This window comes from Nostoc punctiforme PCC 73102 (assembly GCF_000020025.1).
GTDB classification, from domain to species: Bacteria; Cyanobacteriota; Cyanobacteriia; order Cyanobacteriales; family Nostocaceae; genus Nostoc; species Nostoc punctiforme.
In genome coordinates, this window is sequence record NC_010628.1 from 7,886,327 (window position 1) to 7,909,870 (window position 23,544).

Genomic DNA, 23,544 nt, shown 5'->3' on the forward strand with positions numbered 1-23,544 from the left:
TTGTATCCTCAAAAAGCCTAATTAATGACTACATCTAAATTATGAATTTTAGCTTATTATTTGTGCATTCTACCTGGGTTGGTGTTGGGTTTGCGATTCTTTTTCCAGCTTTAGCAAGTGCAGTAACTCCGCCAAAACCGCAGAATAACTCAAGCTCTGTGCAGGTTCCTGATTACCTCAACCCTAATCCCAATCCTCTGCAATTTCCTACTAAACCCCAGGAAGTAAGGATTCAGGGAACTGTGCCAATCACTTTGGCACAAGCTTTGGAACTAGCACGACGCAATAATCGAGATTTACAGGTAGCAATATTACAGCTAGAACGCAGTCGTTCAGCCCTACGCGAATCTCAAGCTGCCTTATTTCCTACTTTGGGAATCAACAGTAATTTGACTAATAGTGGTAATGGTTTTACTAATAATTCATCTCAATCCAGCACCTCTTTTAATGGTTCAGCACAACTAAATTACAACCTCTACACCTCCGGTAATCGACAAGGGGCAATCCAAGCAGCTGAAGAACAATTACGTGTAGATGAATTGAATGTTGAAAGTCAGTCTTTGACAATTAGGTTGAATGCCACGACTCAATACTACGATTTGCAACAAGCAGATGAACAAGTAAGAATTAACCGAGCTGCTGTGGAGAATGCCCAAGCTAGTTTACGGGATACTCAAGCCAGAGAACAGGCGGGAGTAGGTACGCGGTTCGATGTGCTGCAAGCTCAGGTGAATTTAGCAAACGCCCAACAACAACTGACAAATGCTATCTCGCAGCAGCAAATTGCCCGTCGTCAGCTTGCCACTACGTTAAGTTTGTCGCAGTCAGTTGATATCAGTACCGCAGATCCTGTACAGTTAGCCGGTCTTTGGTCGCAGACGGTAGAACAAAGTATTGTCCAAGCGTTTCAAAATCGTCCAGAATTGCAACAGCAATTAGCACAACGTAACATTAGTGAGCAACAGCGACGGCAAGCACTTTCACAGTTAGGGCCGCAAATTAGTTTGGCCGGTAACTACAACTTGCTAGATCGTTATGATGATGGTGTCAGCATTACTGATGGCTATTCAGTAGGGCTCCAAGGAAATCTCACTTTGTTTGATGGAGGAGCAGCAAGAGCAAGGGCAGCTCAGTCGAGAACAAATATTGCGATCGCAGAGAGTCAATTTGCCACCCAGCGTGACCAAATTCGCTTTGATGTAGAACAATTCTATTCTCAATTGCAATCTAATTTAAATAATGTGCAGACTTCTAGTGTGGCTTTAAATCAAGCCAGGGAAGCTCTAAATTTAGCAAGGCTGAGGTTCCAAGCTGGTGTGGGCACTCAAACAGAGGTGATCTCTGCTGAAAATGACCTGACAAGAGCAGAAGGTAATCGAGTCACAGCTATTTTGGATTACAATCGCGCTTTAGCTAATTTGCAAAGATCGGTTACTTCTAGAGGATCGCGCTAAGATCGGCCCCTTTGGGGCTTCTATTCGTGGATAGGATTATATCATTACAACTTCATAGAGAATTGGTATTAGCCACGGACAGAATGCTGGAGTTTCCATTAAGGAAATGCATTCTACCTATTATGCCTTCTTACCTGCTACTGGTTCAGCTATATTTTCCATATCGACCAGATTCCATTTTAAACCTTTACTCCTATATATACGTTTCTGCAAATTTGGATAGTCACCGATATCATGGTCTAGCCTTTGACCAACTACTATACATTTGAATATAGAATTGCCCGTGTTTGTCAGCTTATGCGGCTTACCACCAGCGCGATATCCAATAAAATCTCCTGCTTTAACTGGATAAATGCTTTCTCCAATTGTTGCCTCAGCTTCTCCCTCAAGAACGTATACGCACTCTTCTTCGTGATAGTGCATATGAAGCTCCGTTGATTCACGTCCAGGCTCTACTTCAATGATGTGGAAACCGATATTTTTTAAACCTGTCAAATCTCCTAAAGACTTATTCAGTCTGCGAGCATTGGAGTTGAGAAAATGTGTTTTTTCTAGTCCTTCATAAGACTCAATCTCTTCTTTGGTGACTAAATACTTTTCCATTTCTCGATACCAAGGTGCTAAGAAAATTTGATGGAGAACAAGCAAAGGGCCTAAAGATGAATTAAGACGGAAGTTAAAATAGTTTCAAGGGCTCCATCTCAGCAGAAGCGATGCCTACGGCGGTAAACTACGCTTCTACTTGTGGATGGGATTATATCATCACCTCCTTATTAAGTGCAAGTTAATAAAGAATTGGTATCAGTCGTAATCTAGCTAAAGCTGAGAACGCCTATGGCGTAGTAATTACTGCTACTGGGCAATGGGCTTTACTTAATATTGCATCCACTCTGTGACCAAAGAAAACGCGACCCGTAACCATTCGGATACTACTCCCTAAAATAATTAGGTCAACTTCTTGGGTTTGGGCAAACTTGAGGATTTCCCTTTCTGGGCTGCTTCCTTGAAGAATATATGTTTTGACATCAGCACCTAGATTGCGGCCAATTGCTGCTTGCTGTTCAAGCAGATCGTGAGCAATTTCCTTCACTGGAGTTAGCGATCGCTGTTCGTATAGAATATATTCAACTTGTGGCAAATTAATCACGTTCACGATCATCACTAATGCTCCCGTTTGAGCAGCGATCGTACTTGCCATCTCTACAGCATTTTTGCTATATTCTGTGCCCACCGTTGGTACCAGAATCTTTGTCAGCTTTTGTTGAGCAATTTTGCATATCTTGCCTTTAGCTTGGGGTAGGTGCGACTTTACTACCATCGTTGCACATGGCGCTTCTTGTACTACTCGATCTACAAGCAAATTGAACAATGTTTTCTGAGGACGTATCTGTTCAGAAGCTCCCAATACGATCAAGTCATAGTTTTTGTTCGCTTCATTCAAAATTACCTCCGCTTTACTACGCCCAGACTCCATTTTTGTTTGCAGGGTCGTATCATCAGGTAGCTGCATTTCCTCAGCAACAGAAGCCAGAGCTTCCTCGGCGGCGGTATCTTTAACCTGGGTCGCTGCCCGGCGGCCTTTCTTTTGAGGCTGCTTGTCACTCAGGGCATATAGAGATGTGACTTCTATCGAGTTTTGGTGAGCCATGTAGCCCACTAGTTGCGCTGCAAGTTGGATGTTAGGACCACCGCTAGTAGGTATTAAGACACGCTGGATCTGTTTGATAAAGCTACGGCTATCCTGTTCCTCTTGTTCCAAACGTCGAGCTTCCTCTTCACTCATCACCACTTTTGATAAAGTCCAGCGCAGAAGGGGTGGAGCCATTAAGGAAGTGACGATCGCCACCATGACAATAATCGAGTACATCTGGGGATTCAGCACTCCCAAAGATAAACCAATCGTGGCAACGACAATTTCCATCGCCCCGCGAGCATTCATCCCGGAACCCATCGCTAAACCTTCCCAATGACTCAAGCCACCGACACGAGAACCAAGGTAAGCACCTGTAAATTTACCAACACAGGCGACAGCGAGAACAATCAAGCCAAATAGCAGTGTTTGAGGGACTAAAAGAGCTAGCAAATTAACTTTCAAGCCAGCTGAAGCAAAGAAAATTGGCGCTAGAAAGCTTGCTGTGAAAACTTCTAGCATGTGTCCAGCTTCATTGCTAAAGCGGCGGGATTGACCGGCCAGAATCCCCAGCACGAAAGCACCTAATGCTGCTTCTAGACCTAATGCATGGGTAAGCGCTGCTGCGGCGAGCGAAAGAATCAGCACAACCGACATACTAGCAGCGATTCCACCAACATAGTCATCAACCCAGCGCAAAATCTGGTCTACGATGGTACGCCCAATTGTGAAAGCGATCGCTAGAAATAATATAGCCGCACTCACGGAATGGAAAATTGTCCCAAGGTCAAACTTGCCGCTACTAGCTAGACCTGAAACCACAGAAAGTAAAATCCAGCCGATAGTATCGTCAGTCATCCCAGCGGCTAAGGTAACTTGACCAATATCACGGCGAATCAGGTTTAAGTCCATCAGCACCTTAGCAATTACTGGTACTGCCGAAATACTCATTGCTGTGGCTATGAACAGACTGAATACTAGTCGCTTTTCTGGGTCGGCTAAAAAATTATCTGGCAATAGCCAACCTAATCCAAAGCCGGTGATAAACGGGATAATGATTCCGCCTAGTGAAATCAGCAGAGCTGTTTTACCCTTACGAAGAATCAGCTTGAGATCCGTCTCCAACCCAGTCACAATCAGCAAAAATAACACGCCTAGCCAAGAAATCACCGAAAGTAAATTAGATTGTTCTTGACTTTTAGGAAAGATGTGCGCCTGTAAGTCTGGAAGGAGCAAACCAAATAGAGAAGGGCCAAGCAGCACACCTGCCAGTAATTCCCCAACAACAGGCGGTAGGTTAATCCGGCGCATCAACTCACCTAATCCCCGCGCTACCAGAAGCAACAATGACAGTTGCACCAGCACCAACAGCAGCTCATGATGACCGAGAGGTTTAATTAAACCGTCACCTGCTGCTTTCTGTGCAGCGAGTACAGGGACTAACATCAGGGACAGGTTTTGCATATAAAGGTTGGATTACAAATTTTTCAAGGGGCTGTTCAAGTAAATCCTGAAAATGTTTACTTCCACATCGGTCTAGAAGCTTAAAATGTCATTGTCATTATTAACCGCAAGATTATTATGCGCGATCGCTCCAAGCTGTAAGTTCAGCTGCAAAGCTCATCAACTTATTTTCGAGCGCGAACAAATAACTTTGTAGTGTCTTCCCAAATACCTTGCTCGGTTGCTAGTTTCTCAATTTCTGCTTTGTACTCAACTTGCAACTGATTTAATTGTTCTTGTGATAATTTTGACAACAGGGGATTACCTTTAAAATTTATATTAATTGCTATCTCAGATAATCTGTTATCCCTAAGAGGGCGATAACGTCCTGATGGTTCAATCTTAATTTCTATATCTCTAAAACCTGCCTGATTAAGCAAATTTCGACATTTTTCTGGAGTTCCCAGTGGTTCAAGTATATGTGGTAGCGATACGCCTAAAACTCTAGCGCAGATCCTCTGCTGAAGAGAGGCCATAAAAGCAGTTTCGGGAGGACAGGTGAATGCCACAAAGCCTCCGGGTTTCAAGAAGCGATACCACTTTTTCAAAATAGCAAGTATATCAGGAACAAGTACAATTGCCTCACAGCAAAAGACAACATCAAAACTACTCTCACTAAAGTTGAAATATTCTACATCCGCCTCAATCAACTCGATATTTTGTAATTTTGCCGCTGCAATTTTAATTCTTGCTTGATGCAACATTCCAGGGGTCATGTCAATCCCAATTACATAGCCCTCTGAACCAACTTTTTCAGCTGCGGGTATCGCAACTAAACCTGTTCCAGTTGCCACATCAAGAATTTTTGTCCCGAATGTAGTGGAACAAATTCAAGTAAAATCTTGGCTTCTAGAGGATGACGAGTACCTTCTTCATGGTCATAAGTCGTTCTATTACCATAGAATTCTTTTAGTTGCTGCTTATAGCTATCTAGATCAGTCATAACCAAATGCTAAATTTTCTCCACTTTATAGTAACTTTTGTTGTGATATTAAGTTGCTCGCTGCTGAACCCAACCCTGACAGCACAAGCCGCTACTGGTGCGATGTCTACGATAGTCACTGAGCCTGTCCTGAGCGTAGCCGTTGGCGCAGCCTCTCGTAGAGAAGGGCGCAGCCGAAGTGCGGGCTACGCCTACGCTGTTTACGAACAACGGATAATCCACAGTCCAGATGGTATCGGCAAATATTACATGGGGCGCGAAATCGCCAAAGTTATGGGATACACTGGCGCTGGCTGGCTAGAACGTCCAAGCCGAGAGGGAGAGGAACAGCCAAGTAAGGTAGTCAGCCTCCTCAATCTGAAACCTAATGATGTGGTGGCGGATATTGGCGCTGGTACAGGTTACTTAAGCTTTCGCATCGCGCCGTTATTAACAGCAGGTAAAGTGTTGGCTGTAGATGTTCAGCCAGAAATGTTGGAAATAATTGAGTTGTTCAAAAAAGAGAAAAATATCACCAATGTTGAGCCTGTTTTGGCAACCCTTAGTGACCCCAACTTACCATCTGAAAGTATCAATTTGGCGTTGATGGTGGATGCTTACCATGAACTTGAGTATCCCCAAGAAGTGATGCAAGGAATTGTCAAAGCACTTAAACCAGGTGGTAGGGTGGTGCTGGTTGAGTACCGGGGTGAAAATCCCTTTATTATGATTAAAGGTCTGCACAAGATGACTCAAAAGCAAGTGCGTAAAGAAATGCAAGCTGTTGGTTTGGTTTGGCGGGAAACTAAAAACTTATTACCTCAACAGCATTTAATGGTCTTTGAAAAGTCGGCTTAATTAAGCTTTTTGGGGAATGAGGCTGGCGCTTTTGGTTGTACTATCCCAAACTATCCAGCTAAAAGAATTATCTAAATCATCGGAGCTGTTTGAAACTTTAAAATATAGCTTTTCTTCGCCTTTTCTTTCAATGGCAAAGTCAGCATTTTGAGCATAAGCGACTATAAAACCTTTGTCTCGCAAACAATACATCGCCCAGGCTTTCAATGATTGCTTATATGGTTCGTGTGGAATTGGCGGTTTTGTAATAGTATCTTCGATTACTTTAAAGATTTGCGTGAGATTTGCAGCCATAGTAGATACTTTTGTTTTTACCCCTAAATTAACTAGCTTCTGGATCGCAACGAATTTCAATCATAAAGCCATCTGGATCGTAAAAATACACACCTCTACCAGTAGGACGAGTGACTGGGCCATGTGCGATCGCTATTTTATTTTCTCCGATCACTGTCACTGCGCGATCGAATAACTGCGGATCGATGTCAAAAGCCAAATGGTAGGCTCTGGTGAATGTCTTCTCTGGATTGGGATCTGGTGGTGATAATTCTGGTTCCCCAAATAAATCCAGTATTGTCCCATCCGGGGTAATAAAGTTCGCTACTTTCCCTGATGCGACAAGTTCCGTCAGAGTTGCGGGTACTTCGTCGTCGGTGAGTTCGTGTAAACCCAAGATTGTGCCATAAAAGTAACGGGAAGCTTGCATATCCTGGACATTTAGTGCAATGTGATGCACTTTACGCAAATTTCCTGGCGCAAGGACACTGTTCACAGATTGGGTGCTAGATAGCATAGTAGAAGAAAGTCTCCTTACTAGGATAGAAGCTGAACTTTTTACTTAAAGTTTACTATTCCTAATAAAAATCTATCATGCCATTTGATTATTCTTTAGACTTTAAAAATATCGATTTTCGCCAACATCCTGAATTATATCGCGTTGGCAAGGGTGAACAGGGCGTACTTTTGGTGGAACCATACAAATCAGAAATTCTTCCCTACTGGCGGTTCAAAACTCCTGAGATTGCTAGAGAATCAAGTGAAAAAATCTACGAAATGTTTCTTGTTTATCTAAAACAAGATGATTTTATCGGCGCGGATATGGCACGAAAGTTTATCCAAATGGGTTATACTCGCTCTCGCCGTTATGCTAATCATAAAACAGGCAGAAAATATAAACAAAATTCGGAAACTTCAGGTTCTAAAAAAGAGATTCTTCCTTACGAAGAAGACCCTGTTAAAGCCGAGTCAGCAGCAATTTTTAAAGCCAAGTGGATACAAGCAAAGACAAATGAGAAATATCAAGAGCTTTTAGCCAGGCATAAACAGATGTATGAAAGCATCTCACCTTTGTAAATCAATATACCTAATGATTAGAAATCGCGCTTCATCTTGCATATAAACGAAGTCCACCCATACGTTATTGCTTTTCCTCTAACTTTGAGAACGCTCACAAAGCTAAAGAGGGAAGGGGAACTTGACTTGGAGAATCGAGCGTGTCTTTAGACCTGAGAGTGTCAATCTGATTACTACCTTGTTCTATGAGCAGCTATACAAACGTCAACAAAGCCTTGCCGCAGGGTAGTCTCAGGAAAATGGAGGGTTTGCAACCCACCCAGGTGGGTAAAACCTAGTGTAGCTAAGGTTTCTAACTACCCTTTTAATGCTAAAATACTTAATGTAAGGTAATATGTTACATAAGTTTTACTAGATGTCTCTACATACTGTAAGCTTGGTATTCTGGAAAAACAGTGCTTAATTCGACTGTCAACACTATTGAGCAAAAGTTGTAATAATATTTAACATGTGTCTAGGTTGTGTAATTTAGATTAACTATTGCAGAGAAATTCTCTCAGAGTTAGTAAAATGACAAATACAACGACGCAACTCTTTTATGGATTAGTTACTCTAGAACTGTAGACTATGTTTTCAGTCCTGAGTTATTTCCGTATTTTGCCTCTGAGGCATACCAATCAAGACCACACCAAATCCTTCATTAAGAGCTCCCACAAATCATAATGCCTGTGATTGAGAAGAAAAGAACTCGCGATCTGCCCCAAATTAACGAACGAATTCGCTTCCCGAAAATTCGGGTCATTGATACTGACGGTGCCCAATTGGGAATTATGCCCCCACAGGAAGCACTACAACTAGCAGAAGAGAAAGAGTTAGATTTGGTGCTTATAAGTGACAAAGCTGACCCGCCAGTTTGTCGGATTATGGACTACGGGAAATATAAGTTTGAGCAGGAGAAAAAGGCGCGGGAAGCCCGGAAAAAGCAGCACACGGCTGATGTCAAAGAAGTTAAGATGCGCTACAAAATAGAAGAACACGACTACAACGTGCGTGTTAAGCAAGCAGAGCGCTTTTTGAAAGATGGCGATAAAGTCAAAGCGACTGTGATGTTCCGGGGTCGAGAAATTCAACACAGCGACCTAGCAGAAGATTTGCTCAAGCGAATGGCAACGGATTTGGAGCCTTTTGGTGAGCTTCAACAAGCGCCTAAAAAAGAAGGGCGAAATATGATGATGCTTATCTCGCCCAAAAAATAATCCTCTAACTGTTTAATAGACCAAGTTTGAAAAACCCCTGGTTAGAAGTCAGGGGTTTTTTCGTTTGGATGCAAGATATGCCCAAAGGTTTGAAGTCGTTTAAATTTATCTCAAATCGATAGTCTTGAAGGCTGAGTGGGAAACATAATACTCAGTTGCTCAGGACTTTTGCTATTTCCAGGGGATGAGGGAATGGGGAATTGGGAATGGGGCATTGGGCATTGGGCATTGAACATGAAGAAGAGACAAGGACTTGTTCAATAATTCCCCCTTGTCCCCCTTGTCTTCTTGCCTCCCCTGCTCCCTGCCCCTATTGGGCGGTGATACTACCAGAAAATAAAACTGCATGGAACTGAAAAATCACTGGTTTGCTGTAAATAAAGTTGTTTTACCACGACTACTACAGTGGGTGAATCTCCGGCCAGAGGAGAGTGAACGAACTCAGCTAATGTTTATTTTTTACACAACTGTATGTGTAGGATTGCGGTGGGCAGAAGACAGTACGGTGGCGCTGTTTTTGGATGAATATGGGACTCATCTATTGCCGTGGATGTATATTGCCAGCGCTGTTATGAGCGCAGCACTGGTTTTTTTATACTCTTGGCTGCAAAGGATTTTTCCCTTACGCCGGGTGATTGTAGCGATCGCACCTTGCATGTTGATGCCATTACTTCTATTAGTTTTATTACGTTGGGGATCTCATGTTTCTTACCTGGTAGTTATTTCGGCCTTTCTGCTGCGGCTATGGGTAGATGCCCTTTATGTAGTTAACGATCTCAACACCTCCATCGTCGCTAACCAAATATTTAACATTCGAGAGATTAAACGGACTTACCCACTTGTGAGTAGTGGGCTTTTGGTAGCAGATGTGATTAGTGGCTTTAGTTTGCCTTGGCTAGTGCAATACACCTCACTGAATAAGATCATCTTCATTGCCTGTGTAGTGATTTTATTAGGATCGGCGATTTTATTCTATTTAACTAATCACTATCGAGCGGCTTTTCCTGAAACCCCACAAAGACTAATTCCTGAAGAACAAGCTTCACGAGAGCGCTTTATTAAAAGTCCGCTGAAGCGCTATGTTTGGCAATTATTTGCTTTTGTCGGTCTGTTGCAAGTTATTGGGTTATTAATAGATTTTCAATATCTGCGCGAACTCAAATCCAATATGAGCGACCGAGAACTCGCCAGTTTCTTGGGTCTTTTTGGTGGCATGTTGGGACTGTGTGAATTGTTATTGCAGTGGTTTATTTCCAGCCGACTCATTGAACGGATGGGGGTATTTTTCACAGCGACACTTTTACCAATCACCGTAGGCTTTTCACTACCAGGAGTGCTGGTATTTTTGCATTTAATTCCAGGCATACAATCGCAAAGCTTTTTCTGGGGTCTGATAATTGTCAAATTTTGCGATGAACTTCTGCGCTATACCTTTGTCATGAGTAGCGGCCCCATCCTGTACCAACCGATTCCTGAGTCAATTCGCAGCCGGATGCAGACTTTATCTGGCGGAACAGCCGAAGCGATCGCTACAGGTTTGACAGGAGCGCTAATTTTTGCAACTCTATTGTTTTGTAACCGCTTTGTACCCGTATCCCTGCAAAAGTGGGTGTTGGTGGCAGAAACAATGCTGATAGCTAGCACCTGTTTAAAAGTAGTTTGGGAATTGCGATCGCGTTACGTTGAACTGTTAGTCTTGAGTGTGGCACGGGGCCAGTTGAGTGCAAGCAATGTCGGCTTACGATTCTTCAAGCAAGGTGTAGTCAAAGCCTTGGGAGAAAAAGGCAGCGAGGCAGATAAACGCTCTTGTATTGAACTTTTAGCCCAAATTGACTCTCAAGGAGCTGCGGAAGTTTTAGCACCCCTGTTAGTTAAATTAACCCCAGATTTGCAGCGCCAAAGTTTGGAAGTGATGCTGACAGCTGGTGCAAATCCCGCTTATCTATCCGCCATTCGTCCTTTGTTAGAACAACCCCAAGAAACTAACCCCGAAGTTTTCGCCCTAGCACTACGTTACGTTTGGCTAGCTGAACCAAATCCCAATTTAAGCATTCTAGAAGAATATCTTAACCCCCGGCAAAACTCACTCATCCGCGCTACCGCCGCCGCTTTAGTCTTACGTCAGGGAACGCCCATGCAAAAGGTAGCAGCTACCCAAACTATGCGCCGGATGTTGACTCATAAGAAAGAACGGGAACGGGTGAATGGAGTTAGAGCGCTTAGAGAAGCAGTTTATTTACAAGCGTTGCGGATTCACATCCCAAATTTATTACAAGATGAATCGTTACGGGTGCGCTGTGCTGTATTGGAAATGATTGCAGCAACCCATTTAGAGGAATACTATTCGGCGCTGATTGCAGCACTTTATTACAAATCAACCCGCACTATAGCAATGTCATCCCTAGTGCGACTAGAAAATGAAGCGATAGAGATGCTGTTGCGGTTAGCTAACAATATTTACAAACCAGAAGTAGTGCGGATGTACGCTTGGCGTACCATTGCTCAAATTGGCACTCAGGAAGCATTAGAGACCTTATGGGAAAACTTGGAGGCATCCTGGGGTATAACTAGGGATCATATTCTTCGGAGCTTACTAAAAATACATAAACAACCAGGAATTAGAGGTTTAGTAGATCGGTTTTATGAAAGTCGGGTAGAAAATTTAATTGAGCAGGAATTAAAGTTTTTAGGTGAGATTTATGGTGCATATATAGACTTGAAAATATTAGATGAAAAAGAAAATCATCAATCAAGCCAGAGGATTGTGATTGTCTCTGAGTTACTCCAACGCGCCCTTTTAGAATTGGAATTGGATGTGAAAGAGCGGCTGCTACTGTTGCTCAGACTGCTTTACTCACCAGAAAAGATGCAGGCAGCAGCATTTAATCTGCGATCGCTCTCAGTGGTAAACTTAGCACGGGGTTTAGAAATCTTAGAGCATACCGTAACTTTGCCTTGCAAGTCTCTGTTACTGAATATTTTAGATAACCGACCGCAATCAGAAAAATTGCAACATCTTGTAGAAGCCAAGATCGTAGAATATGAGAATATGCTAGTTAGCGATCGCCTCCACAGATTGCTGATGTTAGGTAACTTCCTTTCTGATTGGTGTCTAGCTTGTTGTTTCCATTTTGCTCAAGTGGCTCGGATTAAACTTACCAGTTCTGAGATTTTAGTAAGTTTGCGTCATCCAACAGGCTTTGTTAGAGAAGCTGCGATCGCATATCTAAATATGGTTTCACATCGCGTTCTCCTGCAAATCTTACCCCAGTTACAAAAAGATCCACATCCTTTGGTAGCTGCTCAAGTTAAAGAGTTACTCGAAAAATACCAATTCAAAAATTACAATTGATATTACTTGTACTGAAATAATACTGTTGTCTACATTGCTGGTAAGTAACTAAACCTCATCTATGTTGAAACCTAGAGTTTTTAAAAGATATAGATATATTTATGTAGGTTGGGTGGAGTGAAACGCAACCCAACATTACCACCTTATTTATGTTGGGTTACGCGATCGCTGCACCCAACCTACAAAACTTCTTTTCTATTGCCTGTTGCCTATTACCTCTTGCCTGCTGATCGCATTTGCACCAAACCAGACTGCCCTAACATTTGTTGGTCAGACTATAAACAAATCAATCATCAATAAAAGCTTTGCAGGTTCATCAATGCTTTTGGGAGGCAAACAAAATGGCTTCTGGACAACTTCAACACGCTATTGGTATATTTCGCGATCGCCAAATTGCACTACAGGCGCTCGACGAACTCAGAAGTAGTGGCTTTCCGATGAATGAGATTTCTGTAATCACTAAAACACTCAAGCTCAATGAGCAACTTGACAGTTCCGACACGAGTGAAAGTACTATCACTCCTGCTGAAGGTGCTAGGGCGGGTGGATTAGCAGGTGCTAGGGTGGGAGGTTTACTTACCTTGGTTGCGGGTTTGGGTATTTTGCTTATTCCTGGTTTTGGCCCAGCACTAGCAGCGGAGTCTGTTTTAGCCACACTTTTAGGAAGTGGAGCTAGTGCAGCAGCTGGCGGTCTTATTGGCGCGCTGCGGGGTTGGTTTCTTCCTGAAGAAGCCGCCAAACTCTATAATGACCGAGTATTCCAAGGCGATTATTTAGTGACAATAGAAAGTACAGAAGGCAATATCCATCAAGCCGAACCAATTCTGAAGCGTTTTGGTATTCAGGAATGGCGCATTTTTGATATTCCCAGAAGTTGAACGTATATCTCTATACAAGCTACACTTTCATTACTTTGGTAACTTGTAAAGTGGAATAGGAAGATCAAAGAAAGTATAAAGAGCAGCTATGTACGTACTAATAGGTGGAGCCGGCTTAGTGGGCTTAAGTTTAGCCCAAAAACTAGTAGAGCTAGGACATACTGTTGCTGTAATTGACGTTGACCCTATTGCTTGTCGTTATGCCCGCGAACAAGTAGGAGCAATGGCTTTTGAAGGCAGCGCTGTAAGTACAGAAGTATTGCTAGAAGCTGGGATTCGCAAAGCAGGCTCCTTGGCGGCTGTCTTAAGAAGTGATGCTTTAAATTTGGCAATGGTAACTCTTGCTAAACACTACGGTGTCACCCATATTTTGAGTCGGATGCGCCACCCCGACTTTGCCGAACCATTGCGGATAGCTGGAGCCAACCATATCATCAGTACTGTTGAACTATCAGTTTCAACAATGGTGAATGCCATTGAGTATCCCCAAGTGGAATCAATGATGCATTTTGAGCAAGGACAGATTGAGGTTCTGAAACTTGCCATCCCAAACAATTGCTATGTTGCCGGTCGTAGTGTTGCCGAAATCGCTCAGGATGCCCGATTTCCTAGTGGTTCGCTAATTATTGGTTATCAATCCCATCCTCACGAAGATTTGATGATTCCTAATGGCAGTACAATACTGGAACCTCATTCAACAGTGTTGATTGTGACTAAACCAGGATCTTTACATCAAGTTATTGATTTTATTGAACAAAGATGTTGAGCGTAGTCCCGACTGAAACTATTTATTAGGTGGGATTAGCTACAAATGTATAAAAAATGGGTGTAAATAGTTTTGATGAAGCTTTATCCATATATTTTAGCGATCGCTGTTATTTTTCTGGCATCTTGTCAATCAACAAATATTTCACCCAAATCACAACCCGACTCTATTCAAGCAACCCCAGTTCAAAAAATAGTAACGCTAGATAAGAATTTTAAGATAGCAAGCGGTCAAACTATTTATGTTCCTGTCTATTCACATATCTATCATCACAATAAGCAGGAAATTTTCGAGTTAGCAGTTACACTCAGTATTCGGAATACAGATTTGACCAATCCGATCGTTATTACTTCTGTGCGCTACTACAACTCAGAAGGGAAATTAATTAAACAGTATTTGGAACGTCCTATTCAACTTGATGCGCTAGCTTCGACAGATTTTTTTATAAATAGAAATGATACCAGTGGAGGTTTAGGCGCAAACTTTATTGTTGAGTGGGTAGCCCAAACAGAAATATCCGAACCCATAGTGGAGGCAGTCATGATTGGTACTGACTTCCAACAAGGAATTTCTTTTATTAGTCCTGGTAGAGCGATCAAAAGTCAAAATAATGATAAGCGATCGTCTTTAAAATAATTTGTAATGATGCTCTCTACAAGACTTTAAAAGCATAGCTTGCTTTTCTGTAAGAGTACGCAAAGTCCAACATAATTCGGAAGTTTCTCGTTCCCCTACTCCGCATCAGAATGCATTCATTGAGTCTATGACTCAATCTCTAGGTAAAGGCAATACAGTTCAGATAAGCCCAAAATCCTCATGTAGAGACGCGATTTATCGCGTCTTGAAAGACCAATCATCTACACCCATAACCCTTAATTGAAACGTATTGGTTCATCAACGAAGCTCCGAGGTTCATCGACAAAGCTCAGAGGTTCGTCAACAAAGCTCAGACTATTCTCCATGCCCCATGCCCCATGCCCCATGCCCTATGCCCAATTCCCAATCCCCCACATTTAATCATCATCTAACTTCAACAATTGTTCATCAAGATTTTGTATCCGTCCGCGCACAATTTCTTCTGAGAGAATTCGCTTCCGCATCGCCTCATTAAGCGCTCCTTTTTCTGCCAGCAGTAAACGGCGGCGAATGGCATCAAGTTTGCCACTGCTGTTACTTTTGCCATTTACATCATCAGGACGACGATTATAAAGTTCCCGCAGTGTCTTTTCTGCACCGGCAATTCGCACTTGATAAGCTGAACGCATCTCTTCATAAACAGCTTTTGGTAGTACACCTGATTTCAACAAGCTATCTAATTCATCTTGTGCGGCCTTACCCGTCATCAACTGGGCTTGTAACTCTTCAACCTGTTGTTGAACTTCAGAAAATTTAGATAACTGTAAACGTTTTACCACCCAAGGCAAACTTAAACCCTGTCCAACTAACGACACCAGCACACTACCAAAAACTAAAGCGATGAGAACATCTCGCCCTGGTAATGTTTCTGGTAAACTCAATGCCAGAGCCATCGAGAGCGAACCTTTGATATTACCTAAAAAGAGTAAATGTTGCCAGCGCAACGGAATTGGACGGTCAATCAAACGAATCCCTGCTAGCAACGGATAGACTGTCAGAACTCGCCCAACTTGATAAGCCAAAACTGCAAATATAATTGCAGGTAAAGTTCTCCAGAGCGTTACCAGGTCTATTTCTACACCAATTAACAGAAAAATAAAGGTGTTGACGGTAAAACTGGCATACTCCCAAAAACTCAACAAAGTGATGCGACTAGAAGCAGAAGTATTTTGAGAAAGCCCTAAATTCCCGAAAATTAATCCAGCGACAACTACAGCCACCGCACCCGATACACCAAGAAATTGCCCAACCTGAAAAGTTCCCAATGCAACTGCAACTGTTAGTAATAAGCTGCTAAGGGCATCATCCAAACGGGCGAATACAGGTATGCTCAAGTAGCCCAAGACTAACCCTACCAGGCAGCCTCCTAAAGAGATAAATAGCAGTTGTTGGATTCCCTCTACAAATGTGAGTGAACCTGTAGAATATACTTGCAAAATTAGGTTGAATGAAACTAGGGCAGCTGCATCATTAAATAAAGTTTCTCCTTCAACGATGGTGGAAAGCCGGGAGGGTACTGGTATTTCCTTAAAGACGGCAATCATGGAAACTGTATCAGTATTTGCCAGAATTACTCCGACAAATAACGCAGGTATCCAACTCAGCCCCAGCCCAAATTTTAGTAAGGCGGCAATAATTCCACTGGAAAGCACAGCCCCAGGCCCAGCTAGCAGGGCAATTGGTTTAAAGGTGCTGCGTAGGCGGCTGACATCTGTATTAATGCCAGCTTCAAAGATGAGAATTGGCAAGAAAAGATTTAAAACAAGGGTTGGATTTAAACCAATCGGACGAGATAATAGCTCAGTGATTGGTAAACCTGCCAATACTAAACCCGTGACATAAGGGATTCGCAACCGTCGGGATAGCAAAGCTACTCCTGTAGCAAGGAGCAAAAGAATAATTGAAACTTTGACTAATTCGGTAACATCCACTATTACAATCTAAAGCGATTTGGACTTCACTGATAGATTCTCACGTTACTGCTGCCAAATTAGCAACTTTAGGAAACTCCAAAAAATAAATTATCCAATTTCTGAATTTCACTACGAATTTCCCTCCCCCTGCCCCCTTCCCCCTGCCCTTAATTGGAAGTTCCTTAAGGTGTGGGTTCCGAACTTCTAATTTCCTCTACTTCACTAACTTCAAAAATTAAAGTGAATGGTTGCCCCATCTCTTTTTTAATAAATTTTTCTAATAATTCTACTTGCCGAGGTGTCACAGGTTCCCTTGCCCGGACACTTAAACGGACTTCTGGGGGATTTGCCAACCAATTGGTATTACTGTTAAGTAACTGCAATCGCCCAAAGGTGACAGTTCGGTTCAATAATGCTTTTCGCAAGCTGGTTTCTAGTTGCGCTTGTCGTACAAGCCGCGCAAAGCTGACTCCCAAAGGAATTAGCAGGATAGCTGTCAAAGCCATAGTCCAAATTAGGGGTTGACGGGCCCGCGCCATTGAAGTGTAACCTGCTACCACAAATGTCACCATACAGGAGAGGGCAATACCTAGCAAGTTGGTGAGATAAAGTAGGGTTGCCCCGAAACTGAGTGACCAATTCCCTTGTGCCAAGCCTAAGCCAATCACACAGACAGGAGGCATGAGGGCAACAGCGATCGCAGTTCCCGCTAAACTACCAGAGATTTTCGTCTCAATTTTGGCATAGCCACTAATACCACCAGCCACTACCGCAATTCCCAAATCTAGCAATGTGGGTCTAGATCGAGCCAGTACCTCGCTACCGTAACTAGGCAACCCCACGAGCCAGCCCAGAGTCGAGGCGATCGCTATTGCTAATAGTGTGCCTATTACTACAGCAACTACTCCCTTGCGAAACAAAGTAATATCTGCTTGCAAAGCACCAAAAGCTAACCCGCGAATCGGCAACATTAGAGGGGCAATAATCATCGCACCGATAATCACAGCTGCACTGTTAGACAATAAACCTAAAGTTGCGATCGCACAGGAGCTAATAATCAAAATTATGTAAGCTGAGTCTAAGGCTGATTCTGCCAGCAAATCTGTTTGTAGTTTTTGAAGTTGTTCCGGCTGCGAACCCCGGCGGCGGAAATTTTTAAAGCGGTCTCGAATGTTATTACCCAAGACCTTCCTCCTGAATGCTCGGTTATCTCTAATTAAAGTTTCCCATTGAATCGGTGTCATCTGAAAATAGTCAGATGATGATAAATGTAAAACTATACCAGGAATTTACTTATGGTGGTTGAATCAGCGATCGCAGAGGAAGTTATTACAAATAATCTCAAGCAGTTTCTTTTGGTACTTTCGGTGTCTCTGGGTGTGGCAACATTACCGCAGGTATTTAGCTGGTTTCGCAATATCCCTTACACCTTGCTACTGGTGATTGTCGGGTTAGGTTTGGCCTTTGTTGATGTTCGTTTAGTAACCCTTTCCCCGGAATTAATTTTGTTCATTTTTTTACCACCGCTGCTATTTGAAGCTGCATGGAATTTGAAATGGTCAGAACTGAAGCGGGATTTAGTACCAATTTGCTTGTATGCAGTGTTTGGGGTGGTAATTGCGATCGCCGGGGTAGCGATCGCTCTCAATCAATTCATTGGTATTTCTCTAACTACAGCTTTACTCATCGCCGCCAGCCTATCTGCAACCGATCCTGTTTCTGTCACCGCTTTGTTCCGTCAACTCGGCGTAGGTAGTCGTCTTACCACTTTAATGGAAGGCGAAAGCTTATTCAATGATGGTATGGCTGTAGTTGCCTTTAGTTTTGTGGTGGCCTTATCTTTGGGAACTGTCGAATTGGAATTCCAGCCCATCTTATTGCAGTTATTTACAGTTGTTGGCATCGGTGTAGGAGTGGGGGCTTTCATTGGATTTGGGATTTCCTACCTCACCCAGCGCTTCGATTTGCCCTTAGTAGAACAATCCTTAACCCTAGTTTCCGCTTACGGCACTTACCTAATTATTGAAGACTTAGGTGGTTCTGGGGTAATTGGAGTTGTCACCACAGGTTTGATTTTAGGCAACTTTGGCTCTCGTATTGGTATGAATCCCCGCACCCGGATTATTGTCTCCGAATTTTGGGAATTTTTGGCGTTCTTTGTTAACTCAATTGTCTTTTTGCTGATTGGCGACCAAATACGCTTTGCTAGTTTGGGCGAAAACTTGCAAATCATTATAGTGACAGTGATAGCAATGATTTTGATGCGGGCAGTTGCTCTTTTGATTCTCAGCAAATTGAGTACTAGCATCACCAGATCGGATATTTCTTTACCAGAACAAACGATCCTATGGTGGGGCGGGTTACGCGGTTCCGTTTCCATTGCCCTGGCATTAAGTGTATCGACTATACTGCCAGAGCGAGAAAAAATTATTGCAACGGTATTTGGAGTAGTTCTATTTACTCTACTTGTTCAAGGATTGAGCATCAAACCTTTGTTGGAAAAACTCAATTTACTAGGTGATGCACCCTTACGTGAGGAATATTTAGAATTAGTTGCCCGTCATATTGCCTTAGAACGCGTTTTGCAACACCTCCAAGCAGACAAACGTCCCGGCATCGACCCAGAGTTTCGCCGTTATCAGGAGACACTAATCAAAAGTGAACTTGCAGATTTACGGACAAAAATTGACAATTTACAGGATGAATATCCTAATCTTCAGAGCTTTACAACAGAACAATTCCGAGGAGAACTGCTGGCAATTGAAGCAGATACTTATGCAGAATTTGTTAAGTCTGGTCGGTTAAATAAAGAATTAGCATCTATGCTTGAGGATGTTTTGTAGATTGAGGCTCCCTACTTTTTTACTAATCCCCTTGCGGATGTTCATCCCACAAGGTTGTTATTTCCCGTAAACTCTGATGATTACCATTACCCAAAATCAGATGATCTAGTACCGGAATGCCCAAAAGCTGCGCCCCTGCTAACAACTGGCGCGTCAATTCTATATCTTCCTGGCTAGGTTCAAGGTTCCCAGAAGGGTGGTTGTGGGCAACTATTGCCCGCGTTGCGCCTTGACGGATAACTTCCCGGAAAATATCACGGGGAGAAGCTAAGGTTTCGGTTGCTGTGCCAATGGTAATCACTTGCGTACCCAGCAAGCGATTCTTGACATCTAATAACACCACTGCAAAACGTTCTTGTGTCTGCCACATCAAATCTTGACTGAGGGTAGCGGCAGCAGCAAGGGGGCTATCAATCAATGTGCCGTCATTCGGTCGAGATTGAAAAGCGCGTTTGCCCAATTCAATTGCTGCTAATATACTTGTCGCCTTCGCCGGACCAACACCAGAAATTAGCATCAACTCTGCGGGGCTAACTTCTCGTAAAACCGCCAAAGGATCGCGTTGATGTTTGCCTAATTCGCTCAAAATAAATTGTCCCAAACCTACAGCAGATAGTTTTCCTGGCCCTTGACCAGTGCCTAAAAGAATTGCGATTAACTCTGCTGTGGCTAAAATTTTGGCACCATGCGTCATTAATCGCTCACGCGGACGCTCATTTGTAGGTAGGTCGGCAATTCTGAGGCAATAGGTCATAAACAAAGAAAATCGTCACCACACATCAAACTATCCTTAGTTATCCCTCGTTTGCTGTCAAAATCACCTTTATTTGAGAAAATCTTTAATCTTGGTAAGTTTATATCGGTAATTTCATTTGCAACTTTCAAAGTGGAAACTAAAAATAATATGATTTAGGGCGATGCCTACGGCGGTAAACTACGCTATGTTCGTTAAACACCTCCATCTTCGCTGATTATTGATAAATTTGCGTTGCTTTGAGCATGTGGTAGGTAATGATTAGCTGGGTGAGAGCTAGGGGGTAACTTTGCAATGTCTCTCCAGTTGTACCAGCAATTTTACCCAGTTCGGGATTACTTTCGCGATCGCAAATATTTCGGAGATGGGGCATATCAGAACAAATAATATGCTCTAGCTTATTCACCTGTTCTAAGGTGGCATGACCATCAACTTCTAAGACATCTACCGGCTTACACATATCCCTGTCTAGCCCCAGGCGGATGGCTGAGTCAGAATTACCATAGCTAGAATTGGTAATTACGGTGAAATCTGGATGGGGAATTGTCGGACGCAGTACCAATCGGACATTTAGGTGTCCATTGGTTTCATCATCTTCATCAGTTGGTGGATAGAAACTGATGACTATATCAGACCATTGCCTTTGTGGACGAATAAACTGGGCTGAATCTGGTTCGCGCTTTTCTAATTCTGCTAGCACCTGTTCAGGTGTGTACCCCCGCTTTTGCGTATCTCGCTTGACTTTCCACCTAGCACGTAATTCTTCAGGAGGCGCAAGGTAGACTTTCACATCGTAAGAATCACGGGCGGCACGAGTAGAATAACCGAGTAATCCTTCAATAATGACGAATTTACTTGGCTTGATATACTTAGGTGCCTCAAATGTCCCTGTTTTATGGCTATAAACTGGCTTGAGAATGGGCTGTCCGGTGCGTAGCAGCGACAGGTGTTGCTGCATAATATCTAGATGGTTGCAGTCTGGGTGGAGGGCAGTGATGCCAATTTCTGCACGTTGTTGGCGATCGTAACGGTGGTAATCATCTGTACAGATGATTGTGACATTTTCTGGGCCGAGTGCCTGAGCGATTCCCCGCGTTAGTGTTGTTTTCCCAGCAGCGCTGTCGCCGACAATACCAAGAATTATTGGACGGCTCATCATACCTCCCAGAATAAAAGTAAGTTTATTAATACAATTTCCCTACAATAGTTTTAATTCTAGAAGGGTTTAGGCAAGTAACTCAAGCAAAGCCTTGGTATGCAATATCTCTACATATAAAATATCTGTGCGCTGGTTTATTGCAATCTACATAGCTGATGAGTCAAAAGAGGCAAGGGGGCGGGGGGCAGGGGGAAAGGGAAAAAGGTTAAAGGGGAAAAAACCTTATATATCGTGTCTTTCACTCCTTTTTCCCTTTAACATCATTTTTTCCTGAGCGGTATCACTATTAAACTAGAGCGTACACTTTCGCTTCCCAGGGGAAGATGCCTTCTCTGCCTACCCATTCTGATGGAACTATCCGTTCTTGAGTAATTTCCTTCCACTGCTTGCCAACTGGGGTTGCAGGCCAATTTGGGACTCTGTACTCAGAAGCAGGAGGAGTGCCGTAGTCAGAGAAATTCGCCACTACAACTACTAATTGATCGGCTTTATTACCACGTTGCCAGACTAGAACTCGCTTACCCTCATTAAAGTCAACATGAATAAATTTAGTATCATTCACAGCTAAAGCATGAGAAGTTTTACGCAAGCGAACCAACCTCGCAACATATTGGAAAATTCGTTGCCGCCAATCATCTTTCACACGGCTGTAGTTAACTGGGTCAATTTGCTTATGATCGTCTGTTGTAGCTAAATCTTGTTGATCGGCAAATTCATCTCCGGCCAGGATCATGGGAATCCCTACAGAGGTAAGCAGGGAAACAAATGCTAACTTAATACGCGGTTCAGTATCAGCAATTCCATTACTAACCAAATAGCTAAAGAAACGCTCGTTACCATAACCACCAACATCATGGGAAGTTATATAGTTTACCGCCTGAGAGCCATCTGTAAAGCCTAAGTTTCGGCAATCAATTAGTTTGCGAATACTCCACTCAAAGCTGGGTTCATCCCAGGCATTCTTACCTAAAATTACTTGTCGGATGATTTGCTTAAACTTTTCATTCCAAAGTCCATCCAGACGATTTTGTTGGATGAGAGATAGGGGTACACTCAACTCTTCGCCAACTACGAGGAAGCGATCGCCACTTCCGCCTCTTTTGTCCCAAAGGGTGCGGGCAAAATCCTTAAATTCCTGCAAAAAGTCATAGTTGGCAATATTGTTCACGCTATCCAACCGCAGACCATCAACCCGATAGTATTCCAACCAGTGGGCAATATGGGCTTTTAAGTATTCACGGGCTGGCACAAGCCATGACTTTTGCCCAGTAATGGGATTATAACCCTCTACCCAATAGTTGTACTTAAATAAGTCCCCACCAAAGCCATCTCTTGATCCTTGTTCTGGATCGCCACTGGCCCATTTGATGTAAAATTCCAAAAAATTAACGTTATGTTAAGGATTATTCCGCGAAAATGCCATTACCACATCCACAAAAAAGCGCAACCCTTGCTGATGGCAGGCTTTAATCAGGTTAGCTAAATCAGTTGAAGCAGTAGGTGCTGACTGGCTATCTGGACGGCCTAAGTCAAAATCTGCTGCAAAATAATTTGCTGTACCATAGCCCCAATTGAGATTATCATCGCTGTCTTCTGGTGGCAGAAGTTCTAAGGCGTTGATTCCCAGTTCCACAAGATGAGCGCGGTTATTCAAGGCGGTGAGCATAGGAAAAGTAGGAGCGATCGCTTCTGGTATCAAGAGTGCCAGTACGTCACGAAATGTCCCGACTCCTTCTTCAATCAATCCATTTGAGTTAATCTTTGTCCATCGGGTTGGTAATTCGTAAATCACCAGTTGATTATTGGTGGGTAGCGTCTCTAAAGGAGCATCACCTTCCCAATTTACAGTTTGCCCCTGTGGATCGCAGGGAATCAACGTCCCATTCTGATAAAGCACGACGCTTGCCGGATCGAAGCTATTAACGCCTCCCGATTCTGACGGCGTTGGTGCAGGAAAGCGCCGATCTACAGTCGTCGCTGTTGGATCTGTACAGTAGAGAATTTGGTTAGCATTGGCAGCTGCGTAGGGGTCTGAGTTGCGGACTTTAAACCAGTAAAAATAGACCTGTCCTTCAGTCAGGCCAGATTCTTTAGCCGAAACTTCCCACAATTCTGGAAATTCTGCTGATTGACGAAGCGGAATTTCTCTCAATTTAGCTAATCTGTCTGGGCTTTCAGGACTAGTGTTGCCAATGTAGAGAGTGGGAGCTAGTTCTGAAGCACCGACACGCCACAAGACAAAATGAGTTTTTTTACGGCTTAATAGATCGATAGGCATTAGAAAACCTCTAGGTCAGGAAAGTTCAGCTATGAAGTTCTTACACAATAGC

22 protein-coding genes are annotated in these 23,544 nt (G+C 43.1%); 10 read left to right on the top strand and 12 right to left on the bottom strand.

What is annotated here, in order from left to right; genetic code table 11:
• The first annotated feature begins 41 nt into the window (after positions 1-41).
• Positions 42-1,454 carry a TolC family protein gene (locus tag NPUN_RS32440; protein WP_012412596.1) on the top strand — a complete coding sequence of 471 codons (1,413 nt, stop codon included), beginning with the start codon at positions 42-44 and terminating at the stop codon, positions 1,452-1,454.
• 120 nt (positions 1,455-1,574) lie between these two features.
• Here the strand turns inward: NPUN_RS32440 and NPUN_RS32445 are convergent, their stop codons facing one another.
• From NPUN_RS32445 to NPUN_RS43765, 4 genes are all read right to left on the bottom strand, one after another.
• Positions 1,575-2,057, bottom strand: coding sequence for a cupin domain-containing protein (locus NPUN_RS32445; RefSeq protein ID WP_012412597.1), 483 nt, complete (start codon positions 2,055-2,057; stop codon positions 1,575-1,577).
• Positions 2,058-2,286: 229 nt separating this feature from the next.
• The gene (locus tag NPUN_RS32450) at positions 2,287-4,548 is read right to left on the bottom strand and encodes a cation:proton antiporter domain-containing protein (RefSeq protein ID WP_012412598.1); all 2,262 of its coding nucleotides are present in this window, start codon (positions 4,546-4,548) and stop codon (positions 2,287-2,289) included.
• Positions 4,549-4,712: 164 nt separating this feature from the next.
• Entirely contained in the window at positions 4,713-5,381 is a 669-nt protein-coding gene (locus NPUN_RS32455) for a class I SAM-dependent methyltransferase (protein WP_012412599.1), read from the bottom strand.
• Positions 5,360-5,530, bottom strand: coding sequence for a hypothetical protein (locus NPUN_RS43765; protein ID WP_234711015.1), 171 nt, complete (start codon positions 5,528-5,530; stop codon positions 5,360-5,362). The genes NPUN_RS32455 and NPUN_RS43765 overlap by 22 nt, the downstream gene beginning before the upstream one ends.
• Before the next feature lie 6 nt (positions 5,531-5,536).
• On the opposite strand from NPUN_RS43765, the gene NPUN_RS32460 reads away from it, so the two are divergent.
• Positions 5,537-6,367: a class I SAM-dependent methyltransferase gene (locus NPUN_RS32460; protein WP_012412600.1), complete on the top strand. Its 831-nt coding sequence runs from the start codon at positions 5,537-5,539 to the stop codon at positions 6,365-6,367.
• On the opposite strand, the gene NPUN_RS32465 is transcribed toward NPUN_RS32460, so the two are convergent.
• Together NPUN_RS32465 and NPUN_RS32470 are read right to left on the bottom strand one after the other, a co-directional pair.
• Positions 6,368-6,661 (bottom strand): hypothetical protein, encoded by a 294-nt coding sequence (locus tag NPUN_RS32465; protein WP_012412601.1) that lies wholly within the window; start codon positions 6,659-6,661, stop codon positions 6,368-6,370.
• 28 nt (positions 6,662-6,689) lie between these two features.
• Entirely contained in the window at positions 6,690-7,157 is a 468-nt protein-coding gene (locus NPUN_RS32470) for a VOC family protein (RefSeq protein WP_012412602.1), read from the bottom strand.
• 77 nt (positions 7,158-7,234) lie between these two features.
• On the opposite strand from NPUN_RS32470, the gene NPUN_RS32475 reads away from it, so the two are divergent.
• The 7 genes from NPUN_RS32475 to NPUN_RS32500 all read left to right on the top strand — a co-directional run bounded on the left by NPUN_RS32475 (position 7,235) and on the right by NPUN_RS32500 (position 14,545).
• Entirely contained in the window at positions 7,235-7,717 is a 483-nt protein-coding gene (locus tag NPUN_RS32475; RefSeq protein ID WP_012412603.1) for a DUF4385 domain-containing protein, read from the top strand.
• A 662-nt stretch (positions 7,718-8,379) separates the two neighbouring features.
• On the top strand, positions 8,380-8,913 hold the full coding sequence (gene infC, locus NPUN_RS32480; RefSeq protein WP_012412604.1) for a translation initiation factor IF-3: 534 nt from the start codon (positions 8,380-8,382) through the stop codon (positions 8,911-8,913).
• A gap of 346 nt (positions 8,914-9,259) precedes the next feature.
• Complete coding sequence (locus NPUN_RS32485; protein WP_012412605.1) at positions 9,260-12,265, top strand: hypothetical protein; 3,006 nt, start codon at positions 9,260-9,262, stop codon at positions 12,263-12,265.
• A 117-nt stretch (positions 12,266-12,382) separates the two neighbouring features.
• Complete coding sequence (locus NPUN_RS41165) at positions 12,383-12,565, top strand: hypothetical protein (protein ID WP_148220389.1); 183 nt, start codon at positions 12,383-12,385, stop codon at positions 12,563-12,565.
• Positions 12,566-12,606: 41 nt separating this feature from the next.
• Entirely contained in the window at positions 12,607-13,143 is a 537-nt protein-coding gene (locus tag NPUN_RS32490) for a general stress protein (RefSeq protein WP_012412606.1), read from the top strand.
• An 88-nt stretch (positions 13,144-13,231) separates the two neighbouring features.
• Positions 13,232-13,909 carry a potassium channel family protein gene (locus NPUN_RS32495; RefSeq protein ID WP_012412607.1) on the top strand — a complete coding sequence of 226 codons (678 nt, stop codon included), beginning with the start codon at positions 13,232-13,234 and terminating at the stop codon, positions 13,907-13,909.
• Positions 13,910-13,984: 75 nt separating this feature from the next.
• On the top strand, positions 13,985-14,545 hold the full coding sequence (locus tag NPUN_RS32500; protein ID WP_012412608.1) for a DUF3124 domain-containing protein: 561 nt from the start codon (positions 13,985-13,987) through the stop codon (positions 14,543-14,545).
• A 377-nt stretch (positions 14,546-14,922) separates the two neighbouring features.
• On the opposite strand, the gene NPUN_RS32505 is transcribed toward NPUN_RS32500, so the two are convergent.
• Both NPUN_RS32505 and NPUN_RS32510 read right to left on the bottom strand, forming a co-directional pair.
• Complete coding sequence (locus NPUN_RS32505) at positions 14,923-16,476, bottom strand: cation:proton antiporter (protein ID WP_012412609.1); 1,554 nt, start codon at positions 16,474-16,476, stop codon at positions 14,923-14,925.
• 164 nt (positions 16,477-16,640) lie between these two features.
• A complete protein-coding gene (locus NPUN_RS32510; protein WP_012412610.1) occupies positions 16,641-17,702 on the bottom strand; it encodes a DUF389 domain-containing protein in 1,062 nt (353 codons plus the stop codon).
• 51 nt (positions 17,703-17,753) lie between these two features.
• On the opposite strand from NPUN_RS32510, the gene NPUN_RS32515 reads away from it, so the two are divergent.
• On the top strand, positions 17,754-19,301 hold the full coding sequence (locus NPUN_RS32515) for a cation:proton antiporter (protein ID WP_012412611.1): 1,548 nt from the start codon (positions 17,754-17,756) through the stop codon (positions 19,299-19,301).
• Positions 19,302-19,323: 22 nt separating this feature from the next.
• On the opposite strand, the gene radC is transcribed toward NPUN_RS32515, so the two are convergent.
• The 4 genes from radC to NPUN_RS42865 all read right to left on the bottom strand — a co-directional run bounded on the left by radC (position 19,324) and on the right by NPUN_RS42865 (position 23,492).
• Positions 19,324-20,055 (bottom strand): RadC family protein, encoded by a 732-nt coding sequence (gene radC / locus NPUN_RS32520; RefSeq protein ID WP_012412612.1) that lies wholly within the window; start codon positions 20,053-20,055, stop codon positions 19,324-19,326.
• Positions 20,056-20,272: 217 nt separating this feature from the next.
• Positions 20,273-21,211: a phosphoribulokinase gene (locus NPUN_RS32525; protein WP_041565776.1), complete on the bottom strand. Its 939-nt coding sequence runs from the start codon at positions 21,209-21,211 to the stop codon at positions 20,273-20,275.
• Between the two features lie 289 nt (positions 21,212-21,500).
• Positions 21,501-22,595 (bottom strand): alpha-amylase family glycosyl hydrolase, encoded by a 1,095-nt coding sequence (locus NPUN_RS42860; protein ID WP_012412614.1) that lies wholly within the window; start codon positions 22,593-22,595, stop codon positions 21,501-21,503.
• Positions 22,596-22,610: 15 nt separating this feature from the next.
• Positions 22,611-23,492 carry an alpha-amylase family protein gene (locus NPUN_RS42865; RefSeq protein WP_012412615.1) on the bottom strand — a complete coding sequence of 294 codons (882 nt, stop codon included), beginning with the start codon at positions 23,490-23,492 and terminating at the stop codon, positions 22,611-22,613.
• Positions 23,493-23,544: the final 52 nt, after the last annotated feature.

Bases quoted from the DNA above. Each gene is read 5' to 3' on its own strand.
- NPUN_RS32440 (WP_012412596.1), top strand. From the start codon at position 42: ATGAATTTTAGCTTATTATTTGTGCATTCTACCTGGGTTGGTGTTGGG.
- NPUN_RS32445 (WP_012412597.1), bottom strand. From the start codon at position 2,057: ATGGAAAAGTATTTAGTCACCAAAGAAGAGATTGAGTCTTATGAAGGA.
- NPUN_RS32450 (WP_012412598.1), bottom strand. From the start codon at position 4,548: ATGCAAAACCTGTCCCTGATGTTAGTCCCTGTACTCGCTGCACAGAAA.
- NPUN_RS43765 (WP_234711015.1), bottom strand. From the start codon at position 5,530: ATGACTGATCTAGATAGCTATAAGCAGCAACTAAAAGAATTCTATGGT.
- NPUN_RS32460 (WP_012412600.1), top strand. From the start codon at position 5,537: ATGCTAAATTTTCTCCACTTTATAGTAACTTTTGTTGTGATATTAAGT.
- NPUN_RS32465 (WP_012412601.1), bottom strand. From the start codon at position 6,661: ATGGCTGCAAATCTCACGCAAATCTTTAAAGTAATCGAAGATACTATT.
- NPUN_RS32470 (WP_012412602.1), bottom strand. From the start codon at position 7,157: ATGCTATCTAGCACCCAATCTGTGAACAGTGTCCTTGCGCCAGGAAAT.
- NPUN_RS32475 (WP_012412603.1), top strand. From the start codon at position 7,235: ATGCCATTTGATTATTCTTTAGACTTTAAAAATATCGATTTTCGCCAA.
- infC (WP_012412604.1), top strand. From the start codon at position 8,380: ATGCCTGTGATTGAGAAGAAAAGAACTCGCGATCTGCCCCAAATTAAC.
- NPUN_RS32485 (WP_012412605.1), top strand. From the start codon at position 9,260: ATGGAACTGAAAAATCACTGGTTTGCTGTAAATAAAGTTGTTTTACCA.
- NPUN_RS32490 (WP_012412606.1), top strand. From the start codon at position 12,607: ATGGCTTCTGGACAACTTCAACACGCTATTGGTATATTTCGCGATCGC.
- NPUN_RS32495 (WP_012412607.1), top strand. From the start codon at position 13,232: ATGTACGTACTAATAGGTGGAGCCGGCTTAGTGGGCTTAAGTTTAGCC.
- NPUN_RS32500 (WP_012412608.1), top strand. From the start codon at position 13,985: ATGAAGCTTTATCCATATATTTTAGCGATCGCTGTTATTTTTCTGGCA.
- NPUN_RS32510 (WP_012412610.1), bottom strand. From the start codon at position 17,702: ATGACACCGATTCAATGGGAAACTTTAATTAGAGATAACCGAGCATTC.
- NPUN_RS32515 (WP_012412611.1), top strand. From the start codon at position 17,754: ATGGTGGTTGAATCAGCGATCGCAGAGGAAGTTATTACAAATAATCTC.
- radC (WP_012412612.1), bottom strand. From the start codon at position 20,055: ATGACCTATTGCCTCAGAATTGCCGACCTACCTACAAATGAGCGTCCG.
- NPUN_RS32525 (WP_041565776.1), bottom strand. From the start codon at position 21,211: ATGAGCCGTCCAATAATTCTTGGTATTGTCGGCGACAGCGCTGCTGGG.
- NPUN_RS42865 (WP_012412615.1), bottom strand. From the start codon at position 23,492: ATGCCTATCGATCTATTAAGCCGTAAAAAAACTCATTTTGTCTTGTGG.